General features: G+C 67.2%; 22 protein-coding genes. 11 read left to right on the top strand and 11 right to left on the bottom strand.

Annotation, left to right across the window (positions count from 1 at the left end):
* Positions 1-660 precede the first annotated feature (660 nt).
* Positions 661-1,038 (top strand): transcriptional regulator, encoded by a 378-nt coding sequence (locus tag BMY29_RS18245; RefSeq protein WP_049991495.1) that lies wholly within the window; start codon positions 661-663, stop codon positions 1,036-1,038.
* Positions 1,035-1,331 (top strand): DUF7521 family protein, encoded by a 297-nt coding sequence (locus BMY29_RS18240; protein WP_049991496.1) that lies wholly within the window; start codon positions 1,035-1,037, stop codon positions 1,329-1,331. The genes BMY29_RS18245 and BMY29_RS18240 overlap by 4 nt, the downstream gene beginning before the upstream one ends.
* 36 nt (positions 1,332-1,367) lie before the next feature.
* Here BMY29_RS18240 and lpdA read toward each other — a convergent pair whose 3' ends face one another.
* The 7 genes from lpdA to lipA all read right to left on the bottom strand — a co-directional run bounded on the left by lpdA (position 1,368) and on the right by lipA (position 8,887).
* On the bottom strand, positions 1,368-2,837 hold the full coding sequence (gene lpdA / locus BMY29_RS18235; protein WP_049991497.1) for a dihydrolipoyl dehydrogenase: 1,470 nt from the start codon (positions 2,835-2,837) through the stop codon (positions 1,368-1,370).
* A 78-nt stretch (positions 2,838-2,915) separates the two neighbouring features.
* Positions 2,916-4,607, bottom strand: a complete 1,692-nt coding sequence (locus tag BMY29_RS18230) for a dihydrolipoamide acetyltransferase family protein (protein WP_049991498.1) — start codon at positions 4,605-4,607, stop codon at positions 2,916-2,918.
* Between the two features lies 1 nt (position 4,608).
* Positions 4,609-5,601 carry an alpha-ketoacid dehydrogenase subunit beta gene (locus BMY29_RS18225; protein WP_049991499.1) on the bottom strand — a complete coding sequence of 331 codons (993 nt, stop codon included), beginning with the start codon at positions 5,599-5,601 and terminating at the stop codon, positions 4,609-4,611.
* Positions 5,602-5,604: 3 nt separating this feature from the next.
* Positions 5,605-6,714 (bottom strand): pyruvate dehydrogenase (acetyl-transferring) E1 component subunit alpha, encoded by a 1,110-nt coding sequence (pdhA, locus tag BMY29_RS18220; RefSeq protein ID WP_049991500.1) that lies wholly within the window; start codon positions 6,712-6,714, stop codon positions 5,605-5,607.
* A gap of 439 nt (positions 6,715-7,153) precedes the next feature.
* Positions 7,154-7,366, bottom strand: coding sequence for a hypothetical protein (locus BMY29_RS18215; protein ID WP_049991501.1), 213 nt, complete (start codon positions 7,364-7,366; stop codon positions 7,154-7,156).
* Between the two features lie 131 nt (positions 7,367-7,497).
* The gene (locus tag BMY29_RS18210) at positions 7,498-7,791 is read right to left on the bottom strand and encodes a hypothetical protein (protein ID WP_143067739.1); all 294 of its coding nucleotides are present in this window, start codon (positions 7,789-7,791) and stop codon (positions 7,498-7,500) included.
* Positions 7,792-7,945: 154 nt separating this feature from the next.
* Complete coding sequence (lipA, locus tag BMY29_RS18205; protein ID WP_049991503.1) at positions 7,946-8,887, bottom strand: lipoyl synthase; 942 nt, start codon at positions 8,885-8,887, stop codon at positions 7,946-7,948.
* 221 nt (positions 8,888-9,108) lie between these two features.
* Here lipA and BMY29_RS18200 point away from each other — a divergent pair, with 221 nt between their 5' ends.
* The gene (locus BMY29_RS18200; protein WP_049991504.1) at positions 9,109-9,630 is read left to right on the top strand and encodes a PH domain-containing protein; all 522 of its coding nucleotides are present in this window, start codon (positions 9,109-9,111) and stop codon (positions 9,628-9,630) included.
* Positions 9,631-9,804: 174 nt separating this feature from the next.
* Entirely contained in the window at positions 9,805-12,159 is a 2,355-nt protein-coding gene (locus tag BMY29_RS18195) for a DEAD/DEAH box helicase (protein ID WP_049991505.1), read from the top strand.
* A 19-nt stretch (positions 12,160-12,178) separates the two neighbouring features.
* Here the strand turns inward: BMY29_RS18195 and BMY29_RS18190 are convergent, their stop codons facing one another.
* A complete protein-coding gene (locus BMY29_RS18190) occupies positions 12,179-12,829 on the bottom strand; it encodes an HAD family hydrolase (protein WP_049991506.1) in 651 nt (216 codons plus the stop codon).
* Between the two features lie 62 nt (positions 12,830-12,891).
* Entirely contained in the window at positions 12,892-13,488 is a 597-nt protein-coding gene (locus BMY29_RS18185) for a DJ-1/PfpI family protein (RefSeq protein ID WP_049991507.1), read from the bottom strand.
* A gap of 211 nt (positions 13,489-13,699) precedes the next feature.
* Between BMY29_RS18185 and BMY29_RS18180 the strand changes: the two genes are divergently transcribed.
* The 7 genes from BMY29_RS18180 (at position 13,700) to pheT (ending at position 22,727) form a co-directional block, all read left to right on the top strand.
* Positions 13,700-13,930, top strand: coding sequence for an Lrp/AsnC family transcriptional regulator (locus BMY29_RS18180; RefSeq protein WP_049991508.1), 231 nt, complete (start codon positions 13,700-13,702; stop codon positions 13,928-13,930).
* A gap of 125 nt (positions 13,931-14,055) precedes the next feature.
* The gene (locus BMY29_RS18175) at positions 14,056-14,829 is read left to right on the top strand and encodes a DNA topoisomerase I (protein ID WP_049991509.1); all 774 of its coding nucleotides are present in this window, start codon (positions 14,056-14,058) and stop codon (positions 14,827-14,829) included.
* A gap of 265 nt (positions 14,830-15,094) precedes the next feature.
* Positions 15,095-16,150 carry a tRNA-intron lyase gene (gene endA / locus BMY29_RS18170; protein ID WP_049991510.1) on the top strand — a complete coding sequence of 352 codons (1,056 nt, stop codon included), beginning with the start codon at positions 15,095-15,097 and terminating at the stop codon, positions 16,148-16,150.
* A gap of 75 nt (positions 16,151-16,225) precedes the next feature.
* Positions 16,226-17,386 carry an FtsZ/tubulin family protein gene (locus BMY29_RS18165; protein WP_049991511.1) on the top strand — a complete coding sequence of 387 codons (1,161 nt, stop codon included), beginning with the start codon at positions 16,226-16,228 and terminating at the stop codon, positions 17,384-17,386.
* A gap of 80 nt (positions 17,387-17,466) precedes the next feature.
* Positions 17,467-19,098 (top strand): tryptophan--tRNA ligase, encoded by a 1,632-nt coding sequence (locus BMY29_RS18160; protein ID WP_049991512.1) that lies wholly within the window; start codon positions 17,467-17,469, stop codon positions 19,096-19,098.
* 390 nt (positions 19,099-19,488) lie between these two features.
* Complete coding sequence (gene pheS, locus BMY29_RS18155) at positions 19,489-21,015, top strand: phenylalanine--tRNA ligase subunit alpha (RefSeq protein WP_049991513.1); 1,527 nt, start codon at positions 19,489-19,491, stop codon at positions 21,013-21,015.
* Positions 21,015-22,727: a phenylalanine--tRNA ligase subunit beta gene (pheT, locus tag BMY29_RS18150; RefSeq protein ID WP_049991514.1), complete on the top strand. Its 1,713-nt coding sequence runs from the start codon at positions 21,015-21,017 to the stop codon at positions 22,725-22,727. The genes pheS and pheT overlap by 1 nt, the downstream gene beginning before the upstream one ends.
* 60 nt (positions 22,728-22,787) lie before the next feature.
* Here the strand turns inward: pheT and BMY29_RS18145 are convergent, their stop codons facing one another.
* Positions 22,788-25,673 carry a M14 family zinc carboxypeptidase gene (locus BMY29_RS18145; RefSeq protein ID WP_049991515.1) on the bottom strand — a complete coding sequence of 962 codons (2,886 nt, stop codon included), beginning with the start codon at positions 25,671-25,673 and terminating at the stop codon, positions 22,788-22,790.
* Positions 25,674-25,847: 174 nt separating this feature from the next.
* Entirely contained in the window at positions 25,848-26,045 is a 198-nt protein-coding gene (locus BMY29_RS18140) for a hypothetical protein (protein WP_004215684.1), read from the bottom strand.
* Positions 26,046-26,062: the final 17 nt, after the last annotated feature.

The raw sequence follows: 26,062 nt of genomic DNA, 5'->3' as shown, positions 1-26,062 counted from the left end.
GGGTTCGAATCGTCCGGATTGACGAAGCGAGTTGAACGCTTCGTCGGTCACGCGTTCTTTTGCGTTCGCGTTCTCATCCGAATGCCCTCGTACACTTAAGGGCGTCGGATCGATGCCCGCGCCGGAAATCGCAGCCGGCGGGGGAATGCGCGTGATTTCTTGTACGCGCCCAGAGTGTATAAGGGCATTGTACTGGAACGCCGATAGTCGGCGTCGATCACGCTCGATCCGCACGCCCTCGCTGAGTGTCGAGGGGCGGATGGAGTGCCTGCCTCCGTGCCGGAATGCGGCCGGAGGGAACGTGGCGGCGTGCGCCACGTCGTTCGCATTAGTGTCGAACGCCGGTCGAATATATAAGGCCGTCGAACGAGTCTGTCATCGGAATCCGCTACCATGCGACGGTTTTCGCGAGCCGGACGCAGCAACGTCACTACTAATCGGTCTCATCGCTCGCAGAAACTGCCGTCGAGAATGTCACGCGGGCGGAGGTCGGCCGATCATTCCACCCTTGCAGGCGCGGTCGGGCCGGATGATACCCGCGTGGTCGCACTCGAGCGCGAACGCGCAAGAAGGTGTCGTATCGTCGTGTCAGCAATTGGGACGGGTGCCTGCGGGAAGTATCGATGCCGATAAACCACGCGCGTTGCAAGGAGGAGACGAATGGTCCGGGACCCGTTCGCTTCGGAGTCGACGCCGTCCGCGGAGGAAATCTGCGCCGCGCTGGACGATCCCGACTGCCGCGAGATTATCCGGAACCTCGAGGAGCCGATGACGGCCTCGGAGCTCACGTCTCGATGCGATATTCCTCAGTCGACACTGTACCGGAAGCTCGAGGTATTAACCGAGTCGACACTGCTTGAGGAGTCGACCGAGATCCGACAGGACGGGCACCACGCGAGCAAGTATTCGATCGCGTTCGACGAAATCACGATCGGCTTAGATGAGGATCGATCGCTGTCAGTCGAGATCGAACGGCCGGCCCGGACGGCGGACGAACGGCTCGCGGATCTGTGGTCGGAGGTGCGAAAGGAGACATGAACCTATTCCCCGCCGGTCCGACGGAAACGACGTTGGCGTTGGCCGTCGTCAAGACGCTCGTCCTCGTCGTTGGTAGCGTCATCACGTACTTTGCGTTTAAAGCGTACCGTCGAACCCGACAGCGAGCGCTCGGCTACCTCGCGATCGGCTTCGGACTCGTCACGCTCGGACTCGTGCTCGCCGGTATGCTGTACGAACTGCTCGCCGTTCCCCTTGCGATGGGAATCCTGCTCGAGAGTCTGCTCGTTCTGGCCGGCTTCCTCGTGATTGCGTACTCGCTGTACGTACAGTAACAGAACGGACGGGCAGAAAGGAAGCAGTGACGAATATCAGCGGTTCAGCGTGTGAATCGCGTGCCCAAGCGCGTTTTCCGCGGCTTCCATCACCGATTCCGAGAGCGTCGGGTGGGCGTGGACCGTCGACGCGACATCTTCGAGCGTTGCGCCCAGTTCGATCGCCAGGCCGAGCTCGGCGATCAGCTCCGAGGCTTCAGGCCCGACGATCGAGGCCCCGAGGAGGTAGCCGTCCGAATCGTCGGCGATGATTTTGACGAACCCGTCGGACTCGCCGGTCGTTAGCGCGCGGCCGCTGGCACGGAACGGGAACTGGCCGGTCACGGGATCGAAGCCCGCGTCTTCGGCCTCAGACTCGGTCATGCCGACGGTGGCGATCTCGGGGTCGGTGAAGACGACGGCCGGCATCGCCTGGTGATCGAGCGCGGCGGGGTCGCCAGCGATCACTTCGGCGGCGACCTGGCCCTCGGCGCTGCCCTTGTGGGCGAGCATCGGCTCGCCGGCGACGTCGCCGACGGCGAAGATGTGGTCGACGGTCGTGCGGGCGCGCGAATCGGTCTCGATGAAGCCACGGTCGTCGGTCTCGACGCCGGCTTCGTCGAGATCGAGGGTGTCGGAGACGGGGTGGCGGCCGACGGCCACCAGGACCGTCTCGGTGTCGAGTTCGAGGCGTTCGTCTTCGACGGCTTCGGCGCTTCCGCCGTCGGCGGCGGCCGAATCGGCCGGCTCGGCGACGACGCGGATCCCGTCGCCGTCGTCACGGTCGTGCCACTCCGAGGCGGTGTAGCCGAACTCGAACTCGATCCCCAGATCGTTCGCCCGCTGTTTGACCGGGCGTTTGAGGTCGTCGTCGTAGCCGGGGAGGATCGAGTCGAGCATCTCGATGACCGTCACCTCGGTGCCCAGTTTGGCGAAGACGCTCGCGAGCTCCATCCCGATGTAGCCGGCGCCGACGACGACCAGCGAGTCGGGGACGGACTCGAGCGCGAGCGCCTGCTTGGAGTTGAGGACGGGCTCGTCGTCGAATTCGAAGTTCGGGATCTCGATGGGACGGGAGCCGGTCGCGACGATCGCGTGCTCGAACTCGAGGGTCTCGGAGCCCTGGCCCTCGCCGCTGTGGGAGACGCGGACGGTGTTCTCGTCCGCGAACCGAGCGGTGCCCTCCAGCAGGTTAACGCCGTTGGCCTTGCAGAGTTTCTCGACGCCGCCCGTGAGCTGGTCGACGACGCCGTCCTTCCAGTCGACCATGCCAGAGAGGTCGATCGCGGGGTCGGCGTGAATGCCCATCTTCTCGGCGTGGCGCGCCTCGTGGGCAATGTCGGTCGCGGTAATCAGTGCTTTCGAGGGGATGCAGCCGTAGTTCAGGCAGGTGCCGCCGTAGGCATCCTTCTCGACGAGCGTGACGTCCAGATCGAGCTGACCGGCTCGGATCGCGGCCACGTAGCCGGCGGGACCGGCGCCGATGACTAAGACGTCCGTGCCGGTGGTGACGTCTCCGACGACCATCAGCGAATCCCCCTTCGGTGCTGTCGTTCGTTCGGGTAGCGGTGTTCCATGTTCATTGGTGTCGTGATGTGGGTTCGATCACTCGAGCAATAGTAGGCTAGGGTTCTCGAGGTACTCCATGACCGTGTTCGTAAAGCGCGCGCCGACGGCGCCGTCGATCAACCGGTGGTCGAACGACACCGAGAGCGTCAGGACCGACCGGGGTTCGATCGACTCCGTCCCGTCGTCGTCGGTCACGACCCGCGGCTTGCGCTTGATCTCGCCCAGCGCGAGGATCCCCGCCTCGGGGTAGTTGATGATCGGCGTCGCGTACTCGCCGCCGATCCCGCCGATGTTCGTGACGGTGAACGTCGAACCCTGGAGTTCGCCGGGGCTGATCGTCCGGTCGCGGGCCTTCTGGACGACCTCGTTCATCTCCGAGGCGAGCTGCAACAGCCCCTTCTGCTCGGCGTTCTCGACGACCGGGACCATCAGGCCGACGTCGGTCGCGGTCGCGACCCCGATGTTGTAGTAGTCGCGGTAGACGATCTCGTCGTTCTCCTCGTCGATGACCGCGTTCATCTCGGGGTGTTCCTGCAGCGCCGCCACGACAGCCTTCATGACGAAGGGCATGTAGGTCAGGCGAATCCCCTGCTCCTCGGCGCGGGCTTTGAGTTCCTCGCGCGCGTCGACGAGTTCAGTCACGTCGACCTCGTCGTGGTGGGTGACGTGAGGTGCGCTGTACTTGGATTCGACCATCGCCTCGGCGATTCGCTTGCGGACGCCCTGAAACGGTTCGCGGCGCTCGCGCTCGCCTGGCGCGAAGTCGGTCCCTTTCGTCCCGACCGGTTCGCCGGCCTCGATCGCCTCCCGGTCGGCTTCCTGGGCCTGGCGCTGTGCCTCGGCGTACTCCCGGACCGCCTCGGGCGTGACGAACGCCTCGCCCTCGCGCTCTTCGACCGCCGGGACGGCATCGATGTCGACGCCCTCCTCCTCGGCGAGTTGCCTGGTCGCGGGCGCGGCGAGGGTCCTGTCGCGATCGGCGGACTCGACCTGAGCGGGCGTCTCGGTTTCGGTTCCGGTTCCAGTCTGCTGGGAACCCGAAGCCGACGTCGAAGCTGACCCCGCAGACTCTACAGCGGGCTCCGCACCGACACTTGCAGCGTCCGATTCCGATTCGGCCGTCCCGGCCTCGGCGTCTCCCCCCGTCGCCTGCGACCGGGCCTGGTCCGTCCCGTCGCCGGATTCAGAGCCCGCTCCGACGCCCGTCGCGGCCAGGACGTCCGCCGCAGTGATCCGTCCGCCGGGACCGCTGCCCCGGATGGACGAGAGATCGAGGTCCTGTTCGCGGGCCAGGCGGCGCACGCGCGGCGGGGCGAAGAGCCGGTCGTCGGGCGGTGCGACGTCGTCGGTCTCGGCGCCGGTCGCTTCGGGGCTGCCCGCGGTTTCGCCAGATTCGGCGGCCTCGGACGGGGACTCACCCGGTTCGTCGATGCCTTCGGGTTCGCTCGCTCGTTCCTGCTCCGACTCGGTCGGTTCCTCGCTCTCCTCGCCTTCGACGTCGAAAGAGATTATCACGGTCCCGACGGGGACCACGTCGCCCTCTTCGGCGTGTAACTCGCGGACGGTGCCGTCAACCGGGGCGGGCACCTCGACGAGCGCCTTGTCCGTCTCGACCTCCGCGACCGGTTGATCCTCCTCGACGGGATCGCCTTCCTCGACCAGCCACGAGACCAGTTCGCCTTCGGCGACACCTTCGCCGACGTCCGGTAGTTCGAACTCCCTGACCATGTTAGAACTCCGCGGCGTTTCGAATGCCGTCCTCGATGCGCGCCGGTTCGGGCAGGTAGTAGTCTTCGAGCGCGTACAGCGGGAACGGCGTATCGAAGCCCGTGATGCGTTCCACCGGCGCCTCCTGATACAGTAGTGCTTCCTCCTGCAGGGTCGCGGCGATCTCGGCGCCCAGACCGCCCGTCTTCGGGGCTTCGTGGACGACCGCGGCCCGACCGGTTTTCCGGAAGGACTCGACGATCGTCTCCTCGTCTAAGGGCGAGACCGTCCGCAGATCGATCACCTCGACGTCGATCTCGCCCTCGAGGTTCGCCGCTGCTTCCAGGGTCGGCCTGGTCATCGCGCCCCAGGTGTAGACCGAGATGTCGCTGCCCTCCCGACGGACGGCCGCGTCGCCGATCGGGACTTCGTACGATTCGTCGGGGACCTCATCGCGGAACGCCCGGTAGATGAGCTTCGGTTCGAGGAAGACGACCGGATCGGAGCTGCGGATCGCGCTGGCCAGCAGCCCCTTGGCGTCGTACGGCGTGGAGGGGACGACGACATTGAGACCTGGTTGGTGGACGAACATCGCCTCCGTCGACTCGGAGTGGTGTTCCGGCGCGCGGATGCCGCCGCCGTAGGGGGCGCGGACGACCATAGGACACGTGTATCGCCCGCGCGAGCGCGTCCGCAGGCGCGCGGCGTGAGAGACCAGTTGATCGAACGCGGGGTAGATGAACCCCATGAACTGGATCTCGGGGACCGGGCGCATCCCGTAGGCGGCCATCCCGATCGCCGTGCCGACGATCCCCGACTCGGCCAGCGGCGTGTCGATCACGCGGTTCTCGCCGAACTCGTCGTACAGCCCCTCCGTCGCGCGGAAGACGCCGCCGTTCTCGCCGACGTCCTCGCCCATGACGATGACGTCGTCGTCGCGTTCCATCTCGGTGTGTAACCCGTCCCGTACCGCCTGGACCAGGGTGAGGTTCTCCGATTGCGATTGTGCTGCCATGCGTTAGCCCTCCAGAAGGGAGTCGTCGCCGTGTCGGTCGCGGAGCGATTCGAGGTACTCGAGTTGCCGCTGCAGTCGCTTTGGCATCCCCTCGTAGACGTGGGCGAAGATCTCCTCGGGGTCGGGTCGTTCGACTGACTCCGCCGCCTCGATGGCGTCTGCCACGTCCTCCTCGATGCGGGCTTCGATCGCGTCGACCCGCTCGTCGTCAAGGATGCCGTTCGACCGCAGGTACGTTTCGAGTCGCGGTATCGGATCCTTCTGCTTCCAGCGTTCGACCTCCTCGTCGTTCCGGTAGACCGAGGGGTCGTCGGCCGTGGTGTGGGCCCCGAAGCGGTACTGAACCGCCTCGATCAGCGTCGGTCGCAGTTCGTCGTCGTCGGGATCTTTCGCTTTCTCGACTGCGTCGCGGGTGACCTGGTACACCGCGAGCGGATCCATTCCGTCGACCTGAACGCCCTCGAAGCCGTAGGCGGTGGCCTTCTGGGCCAGGGACGCGCTGGCCGTCTGGCGCTCGCGCGGGACGGAGATGGCCCACTGGTTGTTGTTACAGAAGAAGACGTTCGGGGTGTCGAAGACGCCCGCGAAGTTCAGCCCCTCGTGGAAGTCCCCCTCCGACGTGGCGCCGTCGCCGAAGTAACAGATGAATGCCTTCTCCTCGTCGCGCAGTCGCGAGGCCCAGGCCGCGCCGGTCGCGTGGGGAATCTGGGTCGCGATGGGGACGGCGACCGAGAAGATGTTGACGTCCTCGGGCATGTAGTTACCCCGCTCGTGGCCCATCCAATACAGCAGCGTGCGCTCGAGGGACAGGCCGCGGACCAGGCCGACGCCGTGTTCGCGGTAGCTGGGGAAGACCCAGTCCTCCTCGGCCAGCGCGTGGGCGCTGCCGATCTGTGCGCCCTCCTGACCGGACAGCGGCGGATACGTCCCCATCCGTCCCTGCCGCTGGAGGCTGACTGCCCGTTCGTCGAACCGACGCACGAGCCGCATCTGTTCGTACATCTCGACGAGCGTCTCCTCGGAGAGGTCCGGCACGTCGGCACCCTCACGGACGCGGCCCGCCTCGTCAAGGACCTGTACTCGCTCGCGGGGATCACGCTGTAACGTACTCACGGGAAGACCCACCTGTACATACCCTAGGGAACTATCGCTCGGGATAAAGGAGTTTCCCAAAATATTTTGCTATTAGCGAGATTCTTGCCTCACTAAGCCGCGAACATCGATCGATACCGGACCTTTCTGGACGAGTTTGAACAAATATGTACGTTTCCAGTCGTTCATTCAATCGCAGTCGAAAGAAAGACGACTGACTGGACGAAAGGAAAGTTCGGTAACGTGTTACGTGTGATCTATTCCCACGGCTGCGTACCGGTCTGTGAGTCAGGACTCGGACCCCCGCACGCTCGAGTCGCAACTCGTCACGATCTCGGCCGTCAGACCCTCCCTCGTTCACGGAGCCAGTCGCGGACGTACTTCAGATATGCTCAGTAGTAGACGAATGTGACGAGACAGGTGGTACAAATGAGCAACAGCATTCGCGGTCCGCCGCCGATCACACTGTACGGACCCCACCCCATTCGATCGGTTCGGCGAACGCAGGATAGAACCCAGCGAGGGCGTCGCCGACGACGAAGCGAAAGGCGACCGCCAGCACGCCGATCGTCAGGAGCACCGGAACGAAAAACGAGAGCAGCAAGTCGTTCCGGAGTTTCTTCGGATCGTCCTGATCGTAGATCGGATACTTGGGTCCGCTCTGATCACGCATTACACTACGTAAATAGTCGTCTTTCTTCAATATCACGTGCCGGTGAATGCGGTCCGAAAGATCGTTGTCACCGTGATGGGTTCGTTCGGGTCGAGTTCACCGGCTACGGACCCGTCTTCTGTAAGCACCTGTCACGTATCGATGCCCGATTCGAACGTTGCATCGATCGTGGACGTATATCCGTCCTCGAACCCACCGCGGTACGCACCGCCGTCGGTACAGCAATCGCCCCAACTCCACGTCGCTCGCTCTCGACCGAACGAGTTCGATGCGTGACTGGAATCGTCCTCTACGACCCACGATCCAGCGTTGGGAAGCGTATCGAAGTCCAGCTTCGCATCGCCACCAGTTCGCGTATCGGGCTCATCGTGGATAGTGACGAAGCTGGGGCCGTCCGGACCCTCGTAGAAGAAGAGTTGGCTCACATTACTCTCCTCGAGACCGGTATTCGCTGAGGAGTCGTCCGGCGACCCAGAGCTGTAGAAGTCTTCGACGGATTCGTCACCGCTGGCAACCGCAGAACTCCCGTCGCCCACCACTCGTAGCGGTCGAAATCAGCGGCCGTGCGTACCGCTTAGGTCACCCTACCGGTCGCGCTCGCTGTCGCGCTTCCTCGACCGACTTCCCCTCCCGTAACACGGCGTCGACGAACAGTTCGCCGGCCTTGTACGACGAGCGCACCATCGGGCCGCTGGCGCAGTAGAGAAAGCCCAGGTCCTCCTCGGCGACGCGGCGCCAGGTCTCGTACTTGTGGGGGTGGTCGTACCGCTGCACTTCGAGGTGGTCACGCGACGGCCGCAGGTACTGCCCGAGCGTGACGATGTCGACGCCGCGCTCGCGGCAGTCCGCGAGGGTCTGGTAGACTTCGTGGTCGTACTCGCCGTGGCCGAGCATGATAGAGGTCTTGGTGTAGATGTCGGACTCGCGGTCGACCTGCTCGAGAACCGAGAGGCTCTGCTCGTAGCCCGCGCGGCGGTCCCGAACCGGGAACTGCAGGCGCTCGACGGTCTCGACGTTGTGGGCGATCACGTCGGGCTCGGCGTCGATGATCTTCCGAACGAGTCGTTCCTCGCCCCGAAAGTCGGGGATCAGCACTTCGACGAGGATCCCGGGGTGGCGGGCCTTGATCTCGCGGATCGTCTCGGCGAAGTGGCCCGCGCCCTGGTCGGGGAGGTCGTCGCGGTCGACGCTCGTGAGCACGACGTAGTCCAGCCCGATCTCGGCGACCGCCTCGGCGACGTTTTCGGGCTCGTCGGGATCGAGCGCTTCCATGCCGCCGGTCTCGACGTCGCAAAAGTTGCAGGCTCGAGAGCAGCGATCGCCCATCAACATGAAGGTGGCCGTCCCGCCGTCGCCGTCGCCGCCGGCCCGGCCGGACCAACACTCGCCGAGATTCGGGCAGTTGGCCTCCTCGCAGACAGTGTGCAGGTCGTGCTCGCGCAGCGTCTCCCGAATGCCGGCGAACTCGCGACCCGACGGCGGTCGGCTCTTCAACCAGTCGGGCTTGCGCGCGCGGCTCATATCCCCACATCGGGCCGGGCGGTGAAAAACCGTGGTGGTTCGGTACTCTGTCGCACGATTGCTATCCGACAGCTACCCGGCCGCTACTCGATATTCCTCACGACCAGTACGCCGGTATGCGTCGGATATGAACGACCGCCTCGACCGAAACTCCGATTCGCGGTCGGTACGGACCCGTTACCCCGACAGGTTTACGGCCGGCGACGGAATACGCGGGGCCGATGGCCCTCGGCTCGACGCCCGACTGGTTCCACATCAGCGACGACGAGAACATCGTCTGGGAGAGCCGCCCCCATCCGATCACGATGGGCGCCAGGCTCCCGGTCGGGGTCGCGCTCGCGCTCGCCGGGTTCGTGGTCACCGGCTGGAGCGCGACCGACGGCGTCGGCCTCCTGACGCTCCTCGGACTCCTCGCGACCGCGGCGGGCGCCGCCCTCGCCGTCGCTCGCTACCTGGTCTGGACGAACACCCGCTACGTCATCACCTCCTCGGAGCTCTACAAGAAGCGGGGGATCGTCTCGCGGGACGTCACCCAGTTCCGCCTCGAGCGCGTCCAGAACACCAGCCTCAGTCAAAGCGGGATCGGCCGCCTACTGGGGTACGGCGATCTGACGGTCTACACCGCCGGCTCCGGCGATCCGGAACTGACCTTCGAGCGCGTTCCGAACCCGGACCGCGCCAGCAGCCGACTCAGCGATCAGCTCGAGGCGGTCGCGACCGATCGCGACCCCCGAACCGTCTGAGCCGGTCGACGGCTCACGATCGTACTCGGTGGACCTGTTACCGGTGGACTTCGCTACCGCCGGCGTGGTGATCACCGCCGCCCTCACGTCCCGGTGAGCGGCGCCGAGTCGCCGCGCCGTCGCGGTGCCACTCGAAGGAAACGCCTTTGACCCGGCACCCCCCGTTTCCGTGTGATGGAGGTCGCCGAGGTTCTCCCCGAATTCGCCGACGCTTTTGCCTTCGAGGAGTTCAACCGGATGCAACGCGAGGCACTGCCCGCACTGCTCGAGTCCGAGGACAACGTGGTCGCGAGCGCGCCGACGGCCTCGGGGAAGACGGCCCTGGCCGAACTGGCGATCTGCAAGGCCCTGGCCGACGGCGGCACCGCGCTCTTTATCGCGCCGCTGCGGGCGCTCACCAACGAGAAGGAGGACGACTGGGACCGCTTCGAGGAGCTTGACTACTCCGTCTACGTCGTCACCGGCGAGCGCGACCTGAACCCGCGTCGCGCGCGGCGGGCGGACATCCTCGTGATGACTCCCGAGAAACTGGATTCGGCGACCCGCAAACACGATTCCCGGCGGTACGACTTCGTCACCGACATCGACGTCTGCGTCATCGACGAGGTCCACCTGCTCGATGCCGACCGACGCGGGTCGGTGCTCGAGGTAACGATCTCCCGCCTGCGACGGCTCTGTGACCCCCGGATCGTCGCGCTCTCGGCGACGATGCCCAACGTCGACGACGTGGCCGCCTGGCTGGACGCCCCCGACGAAACGACCTTCGAGTTCGGCGAGAAGTACCGCCCTGTCGAACTCAACGCCGGCGTCAAGACCTACACGCACGGGGAGAACTCCTTCGCGGACAAGTACCGCCGCCTCTACCGGGCGCTCGATCTCGCGGAACCGCACCTCCGGGAGGACGGCCAGGCGCTCGTGTTCGTCTCTTCCCGGCAGGACACCGTCCAGGCGGCGAAGAAGGCCCGCGACGAGATCGCCGAACGCGATATTCCCATCGGCGCCCGCGGCGACTACGAGTTCCACACCGAGTCGAAAGACGAGATCGAGGACGCCACCCTCCGAAACTCGGTGCTCGACGGCGTGGCCTTCCACCACGCGGGGCTCTCGAAGAACGACCGCGACCTCGTCGAGGAGTGGTTCAAAGAGGGCCACATCGAACTTCTCTTTTCGACCTCGACGCTGGCCTGGGGCGTCAACCTGCCCGCCCGCTGCGTCGTGATCCGGGACACGAAGCTCCACGACCCGCTCGAGGGCGAGGTCGACATGAGCCCCTTGGACGTCCTCCAGATGCTCGGCCGCGCCGGCCGCCCCGGGTACGACGACGTCGGCTACGGCTGGGTCGTCTGCGACACCGCCGAGGCCGACAAGTACCGCCAGCTGCTGCGCGACGGCAAGGAGATCGAGTCCCGCCTGGCCGAGAGCTTAGAGACCCACCTCAACGCCGAGATCGCGATGGGGACGATCACCGACCTAGAGGACGTGATGGACTGGCTCGAGACGACCTTTTACTACGTGCGCGGCCAGTCGAAACCCGACGAGTACGACTTTCCGAACTTACGCCAGCGGGTCCGTGACTGCTTAGAGGGCCTGGTCGACCGGGGCTTCGTCGAGACCGGCGAGGACCTCTCGATCGAGGCGACACCGCTGGGCGTGCTGACCTCGAAGTACTACCTCCGGCTGGACACGGCGGCTCACTTCGCGGACCTCTGCGATCGAGCGGAGTCGGGAGAGATCGACGCCGGAGACGTCCTCGCAGCGGTCGCGACCGCCGAGGAATTCGACTCGGTCTCGGCCCGCCAGGACGAGCGCGACGCGATCGACGCGGTGCTCGTCGGCGAGGAGACGGGCGATCTCGAGGCGGGCCAACGGAAGGTGCTCGCGATCCTCCGCGGCGCGGCCAGCGGTTCGACGCCCGCGGAACTGCGCAGCGACGCCTGGGTCATCCGACGCAACGCGACGCGGCTCGTCTCGGCGCTCGGGGCCTTCCTCGATCGCTTCGTCGGGCCCCACGCCGCGAACCTGGCGCGCCGAGTCGAGGCACGCATCGAGAACGGCGTCGCCGAGGACGCGGTCGGGCTGACCGCCATCGACGGGGTCGCCGCCGGCCGCGCGAGCAAGCTGGCGAAAGAGGGCCTGTCGACGCCAGGCGACGTCGCCGACGCGGGCGTCGAGGGACTGGTCGCCGCCGGGCTCTCGGAGGGCGTCGCCGAGCGCGTCTACGAGGGCGCCCAGTCGCTGCCCTCGATCGAGATCGAGTGGGGGCAGTTCCCCGAGACGGTCGCGACGGGCGAAAACGAAGTCTGCGAGGTCACGGTCCGGAACGTCGGCGAGCCCGCCCGCGCCGGCATCCGCGTGACGGTCAACGGGGTGGAGATGACGAGCACGAACACCTACCTTCGCGACGCGGATACCGTTCCGGTCGGCGTCTTCGGGGCCGACGCCGACGAACTCGAGTTCACCGTTAACGTGGCGTTCCCCGAGGAGCCGCTGGTGCCGATCGGGGCGAGTCGAACGGTCGAAGTTCAGTAGCGAATCGCGATCGCTCCGCTCACTCGGTCAACGCGAGGACGCGCTCTCGGAGCTCGCCAGGCGAATCGACGATCTCGTCGGCGGCCGAGCGGTCGATGTCGCCGTGGGCGGCGATCCGGTAGGCGACGACGGTCGTCCCGGCGCGGTCGGCCGCCTCGATCCCGTTTTCGGAGTCTTCGACGACGACGCACTCCGCAGCGGGGACGCCGACCTCGGCGGCCGCGTACTCGAAGACGTCGGGGGCCGGCTTGCTCGCCGCGTCGATGTCGTCGGCGCTGATGACGTAGTCGAACTCGTCCGCGAGATCGAACCGTTCGAGGGCCATGCCGATCCAGTCGTGGGGCGAGGAGGAGACCAGGGCGGACGGAACGCCGCGCTCATCCAACATCGCGAGCAGGTCGTGGAGTCCGTCCAAGGCCTCGACGCGCTCGGTGTAGAGTTCCTCGGCGGCCTCGTTGAATTGCTGGACGAACTCCTCGCGGGAGATCGCGGCCCCGTACTCCTCGTCGAGGTAGTCGTAGATATCGCGGAAGTTCATTCCGCTCACCTCGGCGACGTCGACGTCTTCGTCGGGAACGACCGCGGGGAGGATCTCCTCGCGCTGGAAGTCGACCCAGTAGTCTTCGCTGTTGACGACGACGCCGTCCATATCAAACAGCACAGCAGTCATGTAGACCGGGCTATTCGATCCCCGCCTAAAGCGGTTTGGCAGGCAGCAGGATAGGCGGTCGATCAGCGAGCGACGTCGCCGCGGCGCTCGTGTTCCATCTCCGTTTCGACCGCGCTGGCGATCTCCGCGCCGAACTCGCGTTCGAGCAGCCACAGCGCCAGGTCGATCCCCGCGGTGACGCCGCCGGCGGTGAGCACGTCGTCGTCGTCGACCACCCGCGCGTCGACCACGGTCTCGACGTAGTCTTCGAGGTCGTCGACAGCCACCTGGTGGCTGGTCGCGGGCCGGCCCTCGAGCAGGCCCGCCTCGGCCAGCACCATCGCGCCGGTACAGACCGACGCGACGGTCGCACCGTCCGCGGCGCGCTCGGCGACGGCGTCGGGCAGGACGCCGTCCTCGACGGCGGCTCGGACGCCCTCGTTGGCGGTCGTCCAGCCGCCGCCGGGGACCAGCAGGAGGTCTGGCTCGCCTACCGTCCCGTCGGGTTCGACCCGAAGGTCGTGGCTCGCCGTCACGAGGGCCGTCTCCTCGAGCGTGACCAGGCGGGCCTCGACCGATGCGCCGGCCCGGGCGCCGTTTTCGAGCACCTCGTAGGGGCCGATCGCGTCGAGTTCGTCGAAGCCGTCGAACAGCACGATTTCGGCGGTCGTCTCCACCATAGGTCGACGATCGCTCCCGGGCCGGAAACCCGTTGCGCCTAGCCGCGTCCTCGGGATGACCACCTACCGACGCCCCGTCGTCGGAAGCCTGGCCGTCAGGCGACCGCGCGAGCGAGTCCCCGGTTGCTGTCGACCGGGCGATCATCGCGCGACGCAGGATCGTGAGTGACGTATTCGTTTTTTAGCCGTCGGCGGCGAAAGGTCTGTGCCAATGGTTCGCGCATTCACGATGGTCGACGCCGCAACCGGAACGACCGAGGACGTGTGTCACCGCGTCCGGGAACTCGATTCGGTCGTCGAAGCACACGCTATCGCGGGCGATTTCGACGTTATCGTCGAGTTGGAGGGTGACGAGCCCCACGACGTCCTCGCGGCTATCACGTCTGAAATTCGACCGCTCGAGGGGATCGGCACGACGCGAACGTACGTTTGTCTCGACTGAGCCGCCGGGCCGAGGAAGCGCGTCGACGACCGTCCGAGCCCGTCGACCGCAGACCGGTTCGTCGGCTCTTTTCCATCCGCGGCACCAACCGCGGGTTTAAGTACGAAACCGCGGCCAACGGTCCTATGATCGACGACGCGATCCGAGTTCTGGCCGGCGACTGCACCGTCATCGCCGAGGACGCCGACCGCGAGGAGTACCGCGGCCGCGTGACGACGATCGTCAAGCCGGACAACACCGTCCTCGTTCACGATACCGACGGCTACCAGCCCGTCGCCTGGCTGACCCGCGCCGACAGCGTCTCGAGCGATCGCACGGGCGACTTCACCCTCGTCGCGAAAAAGGACACGCAGACGCTGCGGATCGCCGCCCACGAGCAGGACGGGTTCGCTCACTACCCCAGCTCCGCGGCCGGCACGCCCGTCGGCGAGTGTCCCGACTGCGGCGGCACGCTCGTCCGCTCGACCGGCGTCCACTGCGTCGGCTGCGGCGACCGCTACGGCGTGCCGGCAGATGCGACGATCCGTGACGACCAGGCCGACTGCGACTGCGGTCTCCCCCGGATGCGCGTCGAGCGCGGCCTGGCGTTCGACGTCTGTCTGGATCGGGGCTGCGAGTCCCTCGACGCGGCGGTCCGCCAGGCCTTCGACCGCGAGTGGGCGTGTCCGGAGCCGGACTGCGACGGCGACCTCCGGATCCTCCGGCGCGGCGGGCTCATCGCCGGCTGCGAGCACTACCCCGACTGCGACACCGGCTTCGCCGTCCCCGCCGGTGTCGTCGACGGCGAATGCGGCTGCGGCCTGCCGACGTTCGAGACCGCAAGCGGCGTCCGGTGTCTCGACGCGACCTGCGATCGCGCGCTCGAGACCCCGGTCGCCGAATCGACAGCCGACGACTGACCACCCGCTCCGGACCGGACCCGCCACCGTCCGACCAGCCGCTGCGGCGGGCGGGACTGAAAGGGGCTGGCGCGCTCGACGAACTCCGACGACGCAAGCACCGCAGGAAGCGAGTGTAACGAGCGATCGAGGCGCGCAGCGAGTCGCGGGAGTCGAGCGGGATAGGGGCTTTCGAGGCGGTAACGTCTATCGAGCCGACTCACGCACGAACGACGAATAGGAAGCGATCCGCAGCCCCTTAGTCGCGCCCGGCCAACACCCGACTATGGCACTCGAGGGGCGGTTCGACGACGGCGTCGTTCGCGTGGGCAGCGACGCGCGCCAACGCTATCACGACTCGCGGGGCTACGGGTATCCGCTGGAGGGCAACGAGATTGCCCTCGCGCCCGTCGAGGCGGCCCACCTACTCTACCGGGGGGACCTCGAAGCGGTCGTCGACAACGACGGCGAACGCCTCGGCTTCCGGGAGTTCATCGCGCGGGAACCAGGCGACGATTTCGGCGTTCGATTCCTCGTCTACGCGGATCTGCGATCGCGTGGCTTTTACCTCTCCCCGGCCGCCGAACCGTGGATTTCGGATCCGCCTGGCGGCGCGGCGGACTTCGCGGTCTTCCCGCGCGGGAAGGGACCGGGCGACGGCGAGATCGCCTACGCGCTGCGGATCATCGGCGAGCGGACTGACGTGCCGGCCAACGAACTCGCCGAAGGCGTTCTGGCAGTCGTCGACGAGGAGAGCGAGATCACCTACTTCGAGGTCGGGACGCGGGATCCGTCCGGCACCTCGAACTCGGGGACCGCACTGCCCGACGGCTGCGAGGCGGACCTGCTGGCCGACCGGGTCGTCGTCTGGGAGCCGCCGCTCGAACTGTACGAGGAGTCGTTCTACGGCCAGCCGCTGGAGGGTCGGGAGTACGACGAACCGACGCTGCAGTGTTCGCTGCTCGAGGCGGCCTACCTGGCCGAGCGCGGGGCCGTCGATCTCGATCCCGAAACGGTCCGCGAACGGGGCCGCGAGGTCGAGGGCGAGCGGTTCAACCGGCGGCTGACCGTCTACACGGCCCTGCGAGAGCGCGGCGTCGTGCCCAAGACGGGCTACAAGTTCGGCGCGGACTTCCGGACCTACGCCGACGTGGACTCGGTCGAGGACCTCGGCCACTCCGAACTGCTCGTCCGCGTCCACCCGGCGGACTACGTCTTCGAACCGCGGGACCTGGCGCTCGACGTCCGCCTGGCCCACGGCGTCCGGAAGACGATGGTGTTCGCGCTGGTCGACGGGACGGGCGACGTCGAGTGGTGGTCGCTCGAACGGCTGACGCCCTGAGCCCGACCGGACCCGAGGTCGAGCAACGCCCCCGCGAGCGGAATCCTGAAACCCCCGCCGTCCGAGGGGCGAACCATGCAACTCGAGGTACTCGGCGTCGGCGGCGCGGGCTGTCGGATTGCCGATGCGATCCGAGCCGCGGAGTCGGCGGACCGCTCCTTTCTCACCGACGCCTTCGCGTTCGATACCGACGAGCGCGCACTGAACGGGACCGTTATTCCGGAATCACATCGCTATCAGTACGGACGAGAAGACGGACTCGAGGGAGAGATCGACCGCGGCTTCGACGTCGGTCGAGAACGCGCCGACGAACTCCTCGAACGGCTGGATCGAGGCGCGCCGGCGGACGCCGACGCGTTCCTCGTCGCGACCGGGCTCGGCGGGGCGACCGGCGGCGGGACGACCCCCGCACTCGTCGCGGGGCTCCAGCGCCGGTACGACGCGCCGGTCTACGTCCTCGCGACGCTGCCGGCCGACCGGGAGTTCGACTCCGACGCCGACGTCGCCCGGACCGGGGCCGGGGCGCGTTCGAGGTCACCCTCGGGGGCCGGCTCCGACGCGGTTCCGCGACCGAACGCGGCGACGAACGCGATCGCCGCGATCGAGCGACTCGACGGTCTGGCGAGCGCGATCGTCCCCGTCGATAACGAGGCGTGGCTTCGTCCCGGAGAGGGGATCGCCGACGCTCGCGAGCGGTGCAACCGCGACGTGGCGACGCGCGTCGCGGCCGTCTTCGCCGGCGGTGACTCTGAATCGGGCGGGGACGGGACGGGGCCGGTCGCGCAGAACGTCGTCGACGCGAGCGACGTCGATCGAATCGTCGGCAACGAGTCGGCCATCGTCGCGCTGGGATACGGCGACCAGGCCGTCGAAACGAGCGGGTCGCGGTTCGGGCTCGGTCTCGTTCCGACGGAACGGGACGTCGAGACGAGCGAAGCGGTCCGCGCCGTCGAAACCGTCGTGCGGAAGGGGATCCGCGGGAAGCTTACCCTCGAGTGCGATCCCGAAACGGCCGAGCGCGGCCTGCTAATCGTCGGCGGGCCGCCGGCGTGGCTCAACCGCCGGGCGATCGCCGAGGGTCGGCGGACGCTCCAGTCGACCGTCGGGGGATCGGGCGTCCTGGGCGGCGACGCGCCGCGGCCCGACGGCGACGCGGTCTTCGCGGCGGTCGTCCTCGCCGGGGTCGAGTCCGAGCGACTCGAGGACCTGCGAGCGGCGGCCGAGCGGACCGACTGAGTCAGTCACGGGGCAGGAACTGCGGCCGGACCGACCCGAAGCCGAAGCCTTTTGCGCACTGGCGCGCCAAAACGCATCTAATGACCGGAGACGACTCATTCGAGGAGTCCGAGTCAGAGGAACCGTTATCCGACGGTGGTGAGCGATCCACCGGATCGCGATCCTCGTCGGAGCTCCGCTCCGACGGCGGGGCAGCAGGCGCCGACGACGTCGCGCTGGACCCCTGGGGCTCCTCGAGCGTCTCCGACTACCGGAAACTGTTCGAAGAGTTCGGCATCGAGGAGTTCGACGAGGTGCTCCCGGAGGTGCCCAACCCTCACTACCTGATGCGCCGGGGCGTCATCTTCGGCCACCGCGACTACCGGGCGGTCGCGAAGGCCCTACAGAACGACGAGCCCGCGGCCGTCCTCTCCGGGTTCATGCCAACCGGCGACCCCCACATCGGCCACAAGCTCGTCTTCGACGAGATCATCTGGCACCAACAGCAGGGCGCCGACGCCTACGCCCTGATCGCCGACCTCGAGGCCAACTCCGCCCGCGGGATGAGCTGGGCGGAGATCGACGACCACGCGCGCGACTACCTGCTGTCCCTGCTCGCGCTCGGCTTCGATCTCGAGGAGGGCACGCTCTACCGCCAGTCGACCAACCGCGAACTTCAGGACCTGGCCTTCGAGCTTGGCGCCGACGCCAACTTCTCGGAGCTTCAGGCGATCTACGGCTTCGACGGCGAGACCGACGTTTCGCACATGCAGTCGGTCGTCACCCAGATGGCCGACATCCTCTATCCGCAACTCGAGGAGCCAAAGCCGACCGTCATCCCCGTCGGCCCCGACCAGGATCCCCACGTCCGCCTGGCGCGGGACCTCGCAGAACGGATGCGCTTCTTCAAGGTCTCGCGGGCTTACGCCAGCTTCGAACTCGAGCCCGAGGAGCGCGGCCTGGTCGCCGAGTACTACGAGCGCCTCGACCCCGCGGCGTTCGACGACGACACCCTCCGGTGCGTCCACGTCGCCGAGGCGCTCGAGGAGACCCCCCTCTCGGAGCTCGCTGTCGGCGCCGACGTCCTCGACTCGGTGCTGACGAAGCTCAGGGAGGCCGGCATGGAGCCGATCCGGCCGCGCACCCGCTTCTTCGACCGGCGGGCGACCGACGAGGCCTTCGACGCGCTGATCGACGCCGTCGAGGGCGAGAAGCGGGTCTACGAGAGCCACGTCGACGCCTTCGAGATCGATCCCGACGAGGCCCGGGAACTCGCCCGCGAGATCGAGGTCGACAACGGCGGCTACGGCTTCCGACCGCCCTCGTCGATCTACCACCGCTTCATGACCGGGCTGACCGGCGGGAAGATGTCCTCCTCGATTCCAGCCTCACACATCTCGCTGCTGGACGACCCCGAGGACGGCTACGACAAGGTCAAGGCCGCGTCGACCGGCGGCCGCGAGACCGCCGAGGAACACCGCGAGAAGGGCGGCCGGGCAGACGAGTGTCCCGTCTACGAACTGTACGCCTACCTGCTCGCCGGCGACGATGACGAGTTCGCCAAGCGCGTCTACGACGAGTGCGTCGGCGGCGAGCGCCTCTGTGGCGACTGCAAGGAGCAGGCCGCCCAGCTCATGGAGGAGTTCCTCGAGGAGCATCAGGAGAAACGCGAGGAGGTCGAGGACCTGCTCGAGGAGGCCGACATCGAACTCGAGTCGCCGCGGCGCCGCTGAGCCCGAGAACGCCGATCCGCGATAGCCCGCAGAGAGCAACACCCAGCGAGCACCAGAGCGGCAGTGTGAGGGTGCGTATCATAACGTTTTTACGCCGCTCGCGAGTCCCCCCGAGTATGGCACCCGAATCCCGCGGTCGTGCCGGTATCGGCGAGCAGTCACAGCGCCAGCGGTCGGGATTCGGCTTCTTCTTCGCCCGGTGAGCCGGGCCGGTGGACCCGGGGACGGCCGAGAGACCGTCTCCGGCGAAACCGTCCGCGTCAGTTCCGTCGATTCGCGAGTCGTCCGTCCGGCGTCCGAACGCGGGACGCGGACGCCGACGAACCGCCTGGCGAGTCGAACGGAGTCGGAACCGCTAACTGACCGACCCACGGCAATCCACGTAAGCGAATGCAACTACCAGCACAACAGGTCGCGGTCTTAGAGGCCGCGAGTGCGGACGAGGCAACGTCCGTCGACGCCCTCGCCGCGGCGACCGACCTCCCCCCGGAGACCGTCACCGGGGCCGTCTTCGAACTCGAGGACGAGGGCCTGGTCGCCGTCACCGAGCGCGTCGACGAAACGGTCGCACCCACCAACGAGGGGCGCGACTACGTCGAGGCGGGGCTCCCCGAGGTGCGCCTCTACGAGGCCGCCCTCGAGGCCGGCGCCGATTCCGACCCCGTCTCGATGGGGCAGGTCATCGGCGCGTCGGGGCTCGAAGGGGGCGCGGTCGACATCGCGCTCTCGAACTACGCGCGCAAGGGGTATGGCGCGATCGACAGCGGCGAGATCACCGCCGATCCCGACGCGGACCCGACGGCCGACGCCGAGGCGAACGCCCTCGCAGCCCTCGCCGACGCCGGCGAGGCGGCGGTCGACAGCGTCGACATCGACGCGGATACGCTGGACCAACTCGAACGGCGCGGCCTGGTCGAGCGCACGGAGTCGACGATCCGCCAGGCGACGCTGACCGAGCGCGCCGTCACGGAGCTGATGGGCGGAATCGAGACCGCCGAGACGGTCGGCCAGGTTACGCCCGAACTCCTCACGAGCGGCGAGTGGGCAGACGTCGAGTTCGCCGACTACAACGTCGAGGCCGACGCCGAGCAGTTCGAGGGCGGCAAGGTCCACATCCTGCGCCAGACGGCCGAGCGCGTCAAGGACGTCCTCGTCGGGATGGGCTTCCAGGAGATGGAGGGCCCCCACGTCGACGCGGACTTCTGGATCAACGACTGCCTGTTCATGCCCCAGGACCACCCGGCGCGGACCCACTGGGACCGGTTCGCCTTGGAGCAGCCGACCCACATCGACGACCTCCCTACGGACTTAGTCGACCGCGTCGAGCGCGCCCACCGGGAGGGTGTCGGCGACGACGGCGAGGGCTATCACTCGCCCTGGGACGAGGACTTCGCGCGTGCGCTCGCGCTTCGCGGGCACACGACCTCGCTGTCGACCCGCTACCTGGCGGGCCAGGAGATCGGCGAGATCGAGCCGCCCGCGCGCTTCTTCAGCGTCGAGAAGGTCTACCGCAACGACACGCTCGATCCGACCCACCTGCTCGAGTTCTTCCAGATCGAGGGCTGGGTGATGGCCGAGGACCTCTCGGTGCGGGACCTGATGGGCACCTTCGAGGAGTTCTACGCCCAGTTCGGCATCACGGACATCGAGTTCAAGCCCCACTACAACCCCTACACGGAGCCGAGCTTCGAGCTGTTCGGCACCCACCCGACGACCGGCGAACAGGTCGAGATCGGCAACTCGGGGATCTTCCGCGAGGAGATGCTCGAACCGCTCGGCGTCGAGTGCGACGTGATGGCCTGGGGCCTGGCCTTAGAGCGGCTGCTCATGCTGATGTACGGGTTCGAGGACATCCGGGATATCCACGGGACGCTGTGTGACCTGGAACTGCTGCGCGAGACGGAGGTGACCTACTGATGCCCACGGTCGACATCGATCCCGACGAGCTCCGGGACCTGACCGGCTACGAGGAGAAAGGCGACGATGAACTGATCGACGACCTGTTCGGCCTCGGCCTCGAGTTCGAGGGCCGAACCGAGGACGGCACGTTCGAACTCGAGTTCGCGCCCGACCGGCTCGACCGGCTCTCCGTCGAGGGCGTCGCGCGCTCGCTGCGCTACCAGTACGGCGACTCGCGGGGGGTCCACGTCCCCTCGCCGAACTCGCCGGACTGGACGATCGAGGTCGACGAGTCGGTCCCCGACGAGCGCCCCTACGTCACGGGCGCGGTGATCCGCGACGTCGATCTCGACGAGGAGAGTCTGGAATCGCTGATCCAGCTGCAGGAGAAGCTCCACGCGACGATGGGCCGCAAGCGCGCGAAGGGCGCGATCGGGATCCACGACCTGACGATGCTCAAGGGCAGCCCGGCCACGGAGGGCAACCCGGTCATCCGCTACGTCGGCGTCGAGCCCGACGAGGACCGGTTCGTCCCGCTCGATGCCGACGCCGAGATGACGCCGGCGGAGGTACTCGAGCGGCACCAGACCGGTCAGACCTACGCCGACCTCGTCAGCGAGTACGAGCGGTATCCGGCCATCTACGACGACCTCGGGCTGTTCTCGTTCCCGCCGGTCATCAACGGCCGCCGGACGGAGGTCACAGCCGACTCGCGGGACCTCTTCGTCGAGATGACGGGCACCGATCAGTGGACGATCGACAAGATGCTCGCCATCGTCTGCTACGCGCTGGCCGCCCGCGGAGCCACGATAGAGGAGGTGACGGTCGAATACCCCGATCACGAGATCGTCCGCCCAGACCTCTCGACCAAGACGAAGACCGTCGCTCACGACCGCATCGAGACCATCCTCGGCATCGGCCTCAATCCCGACGACGTGATCGACCTGGCCGAGCGCTCCGGCCTCGAAGCCGAGAGGGAGGAGACCGACGCGGGCGACCTGGTCTACGAGGTGACGATCCCGCCCTATCGCGTCGACGTGCTCCACCCGCTGGACGTCATCGACGATCTCGGACGGGCCTACGGCTTCAACGAGCTCGAGCCGCGCTACCCCGACGTGGGGACCGTCGGCGGCCGCCACGAGCGCTCGCGGCTCGAGAACGCCGCGCGCACGCAACTCGTCGGCCTGGGCTTCGAGGACCTGCTGAACTTCCATATGATCAGCGAGGAAGAGAACTACGACCGGCTCGATATCACCCCCAGCGATGACGCCTACGGAGCCGGCGAGGCCGCGACGATCAAGGAACCCTACAGCGAGGACTTCACGATGCTGCGGACGTGGGTGCTCCCCTCGCTGCTGATGGTCCTCGAACGAAACACCCATCGCGCGTACCCGCAGAACCTGGCGGAGATCGGCTTCACCGCCGAGGTCGATGACTCGGAGAACACCGGCGTCGCCGAGGGACGCCACGTCGGGGCCGTCCTCGCCCACCACGACGCGGGCTACGAGGACGCCAAGGCCCGCCTCCAGGCGCTCGCGCGGAACTTCGACGTCGACCTCGAGACGCCGCCGACCGAGCACCCGGCCTTCATTTCGGGTCGAACGGCCGCCGTCGTCATCGACGGCGAGGACGTCGGCGTGATCGGCGAGGTCCATCCGAAGGTCCTCGTCGAGCACGACCTCGAAGTGCCGGTATCGGCGTTCGAGTTCGATCTCGAGGCGCTCCGCTAGCGCTGCGTCGCCGCGGTGCCGCGTCGCCGCGCAACGGGCGCCGTTTTCGGTCGTCTCTCGCTACCTGATCTCCCCGTAGGTTCGGATCAGTTCCCCCTCTCGATAGCGCCGCTGCTCGAACCCGAGCGCGTTACAGACGAGCGTGTGCCCCATGAACGAGAGGGAGTAGTCGGCCATGCCGAACGGGTGCAACACGGTCTGCTGGGCGGGCGGCAAGATCGAGCCGAGGACGGTGATCTCGGACTCGCCCGCCGCGAGGGTACCGACGCTGACCCCGCCGCCGGTGGTGCCCGCGGCCTGGCCGCCCGCCGCCGCGAACGCGTCGCCGTCGACGACCGTCGCCGGCTGATCGACGTCGGTCGTGTAGCCGAGCTGTGGGCCCTTCCACAGTTCCTGTTGTCGGGGGCGGATCCCGTCGAGCAGCGGGTGGTCGAAGTCGCGGTCCTCGAGGTTCGCGAACCGGACCGCAACGGTCTCGACGTCGTCGGCCTCGATCGTCGCCGCGTCGCCGACGTCCAGCGCGCCGAGCAGGTTCACGCCCGCATCGGTCAGGACGAGGTCGCCGCCGGCGGCAACGAAGTCCTCGATGGCGGCGACGTACTGGGGATCGTCGATGCCGACGTCGTGTGAGACGACCAGTTTGTCGTAGCGTCGCTTCCCGGAGTTCCCGCGGAGTAGCCGGCCGATACGAACGTCGTGGACGCGGAGGCCGTCCATGCTGCCGTCCTCGAGGTGTTCGGACAGATCGGCGAAGAACTGCATCGGGTTGACCGCGTACTCCCGTTGCTCGTACCCCAGCACCTCCCGCGGGTCGGGATACTCGTCCTCGGCGTCTAAAACGATCAGTTCGACCTCGACGTCGGCGTCGCTCTCGACCTCGACCGACCACTGGCCCGCCTCGGGTCGCCGGCGGAACCATCCTTCGAAGTCGTGAGGACCGGGAGCCCCCGATTCGGGATCGGGAGCGGCCTTCTCGGCCAGATCGATCTCGTGGACGACCGTCCCGGCGGGATTCGTGATCCGGACGACGCCGTCGGTCGCACCGTCGAGACCGGAAAACTGGACCGACAGCGAGTGCGACGCGTCGGTCGCTTCCGTTTCGACGCTCGCGCGACCGCGACCGCGGGGACCCGGTCGAACGACGTCGTGACGGCGGCGAACCGCTGCACTCCTGCGGCCTCGACCGCGCTCGTTACCGTTATCGGTACCGTTTCCGGGCTGCTCGTCGGTGTACGGGAGGTCGGCCGACGAGCGCGTGAGTTCATCGGTCGTGACGTAGGCGGTGTCCCGTCCGCCGGTCGCGACCGTTGCGTCGGTGTCCGCGGCGGTCATCCGCGCGAACTCGCGCATCGAGATGCGATAGGCCGTGACCAGGCGACGCTCGATGTAGGGTTTCCACTCGATCGCGGCTTCCGGATAGTGGTTCGCGAAGATAATTTCGGGAGCGACCGTGACGGCTCCGAGACCGCCGAACGCTTCGGGCTGGCCGGCCCAGCCGAAGAACGCGCCGGTCACCTGGTAGGCGAGCGAGTCGTAGACCGTCCCGTAGTCGAACAGGCCGTCGGGCACGTACTCGGAAACGCCGTACTGTTCCTCGCCGGCGCGTGCGATGTCGTCTGCGAGTTCCTCGATACCGCCCCAGCGGTCCGCCATGCCCTCGCCGATGCGAATGTTGACCTCGTCGAGATCGTGGGTACCGTCGTGGTCGAAGGGCGCGTTCGTCTCGAGGTTGAACACCACGTGGTCGGCGGTGTACATCCCGTGGTAGTCACAGAGGTACTCGACGGTCTCGTACTCGCGGAAGTGGTCGACGATCGCCAGCGAGTCGGGGACGACGTCCTCGTATCCCAGCCCCTCGTCCTCGTAGCCGGGGCGGACCTCGGGCGCGCCCTCGGGTTCGGCGGGCCAGAACGCCGGATCGATCCAGCCCATCGTCGGATACTGCCGGTTCGTGTCGACCCCGGCCGCGTTCCCGCGTCGGAAGTTGGTCTGCGTCTCGCCCCACGGAATCTCGAACTGCGGTTCGCGCGACACCCAGCCGTCGGGATTCGTGAACACGAAGACGAACGCGATCTCGTCGAGCAGCCCCTCGAAGTCGTCGGCGTCGCCCCGCGCGAGATCCTCGAGGAGCCGCGCACCGGTTTCGACGCCCGCGCGCTCGTCGCCGTGGATCGAGAGGGAGTAGACCACTTTCTCCTTCGCGGCGAACGAGGCTTCGTCCCGGACGTCGGTCGCGACGTCGACGACGTAGATGTCCTGCGGATCGGGATCGTCCCCGGAGTCCCGATTCGGCCACCCCGGCGACGACTCGAGGGTGTGGACGCGCACCCGATCGGGGAACTCCGCTTCGAGGTGTGCGAGCCCCTGCCCGGTCTCGCGGTAGGAGATGAACTCGCGAGCCGCCTCGACCGGCGGGAAGACGCCGTCGGCGTAGGGCTCCTCGAGTTTCCACCAGGGGTTCGCGCCGGGGGAGAACGCCATCAGTTCGACGCCCTCCAGTTCGAGGACTGCCGCGACCTCGTCGGCCGTGAGATGCGCGTGGGCCGCCGGCGTTGGCGACTGCCGCGTGACCGCCTTCGGTGCGCGGGACCGGTCGGAATCCGGTTCCTCCTCGTACTCGTCCGCGAAGCTCTCGAGGGTCGCCTGGTCGGCGAACTCGATGACGGTCGCGGCCGCGTACTCGTCCGGGGTGTGGTTGACGACGAACGCGTACTCGTCGGTCAGCGGTTCGCCGCCGACGTCCGCCGTGGCGGCCCCGGGGAGCGCGAGCGCGGCGCCCGTCGCCGCCGACAGGGAGAGAAAGGTCCGCCGGTCGATGGTGCTGTCCGCGAACGTATCGGTCGGAATTCGGCCGGCGTCGGGGTCAGCGTCGACAGCGTTAGCGTCGGTATCAGCGGCGCGGTCGGCGGAGCGATTCGATTGCGAATGGTGAGAACCGTGTTCCATGAGTGATCGCGTGGGATCGACCCACGGCAACGGCCCACGATGATTTCGGGTAAATAATGGGAGGAACGAGAGAATGTATCTGAGAGACGTACGTTTATGTAATCAAACGTGATAGAGCGGACGGCAGATTGACTCGATGCGGTCGGAGACCCGTCGAAAGAAGGAGTAAGGGGCTTAGAACTCGTGTTCGACGTCGTCTTCGTCGGCTTTTTGGATAATAATCTTCCCGTCCCGTACCCGGACGAAGACCTCGTCGCCGATATCCATGCCCGCGACTGCGAGTTCGTCCTCGTGAAGGTTGAGGTGAACGTTGTGGTAGTTACCGTCTTCGTCTTTCGCACCGCTTGGACTCAGCTTCTTTTTCCGTACCATCGCGGGATTCTATTCCG

The sequence above is a fragment of the Natrinema salifodinae genome (assembly GCF_900110455.1).
Classification (GTDB): Archaea; Halobacteriota; Halobacteria; order Halobacteriales; family Natrialbaceae; genus Natrinema; species Natrinema salifodinae.
Note: the sequence above shows the minus strand (reverse complement) of the source record. Positions and strands in the feature narration are given on the sequence as shown.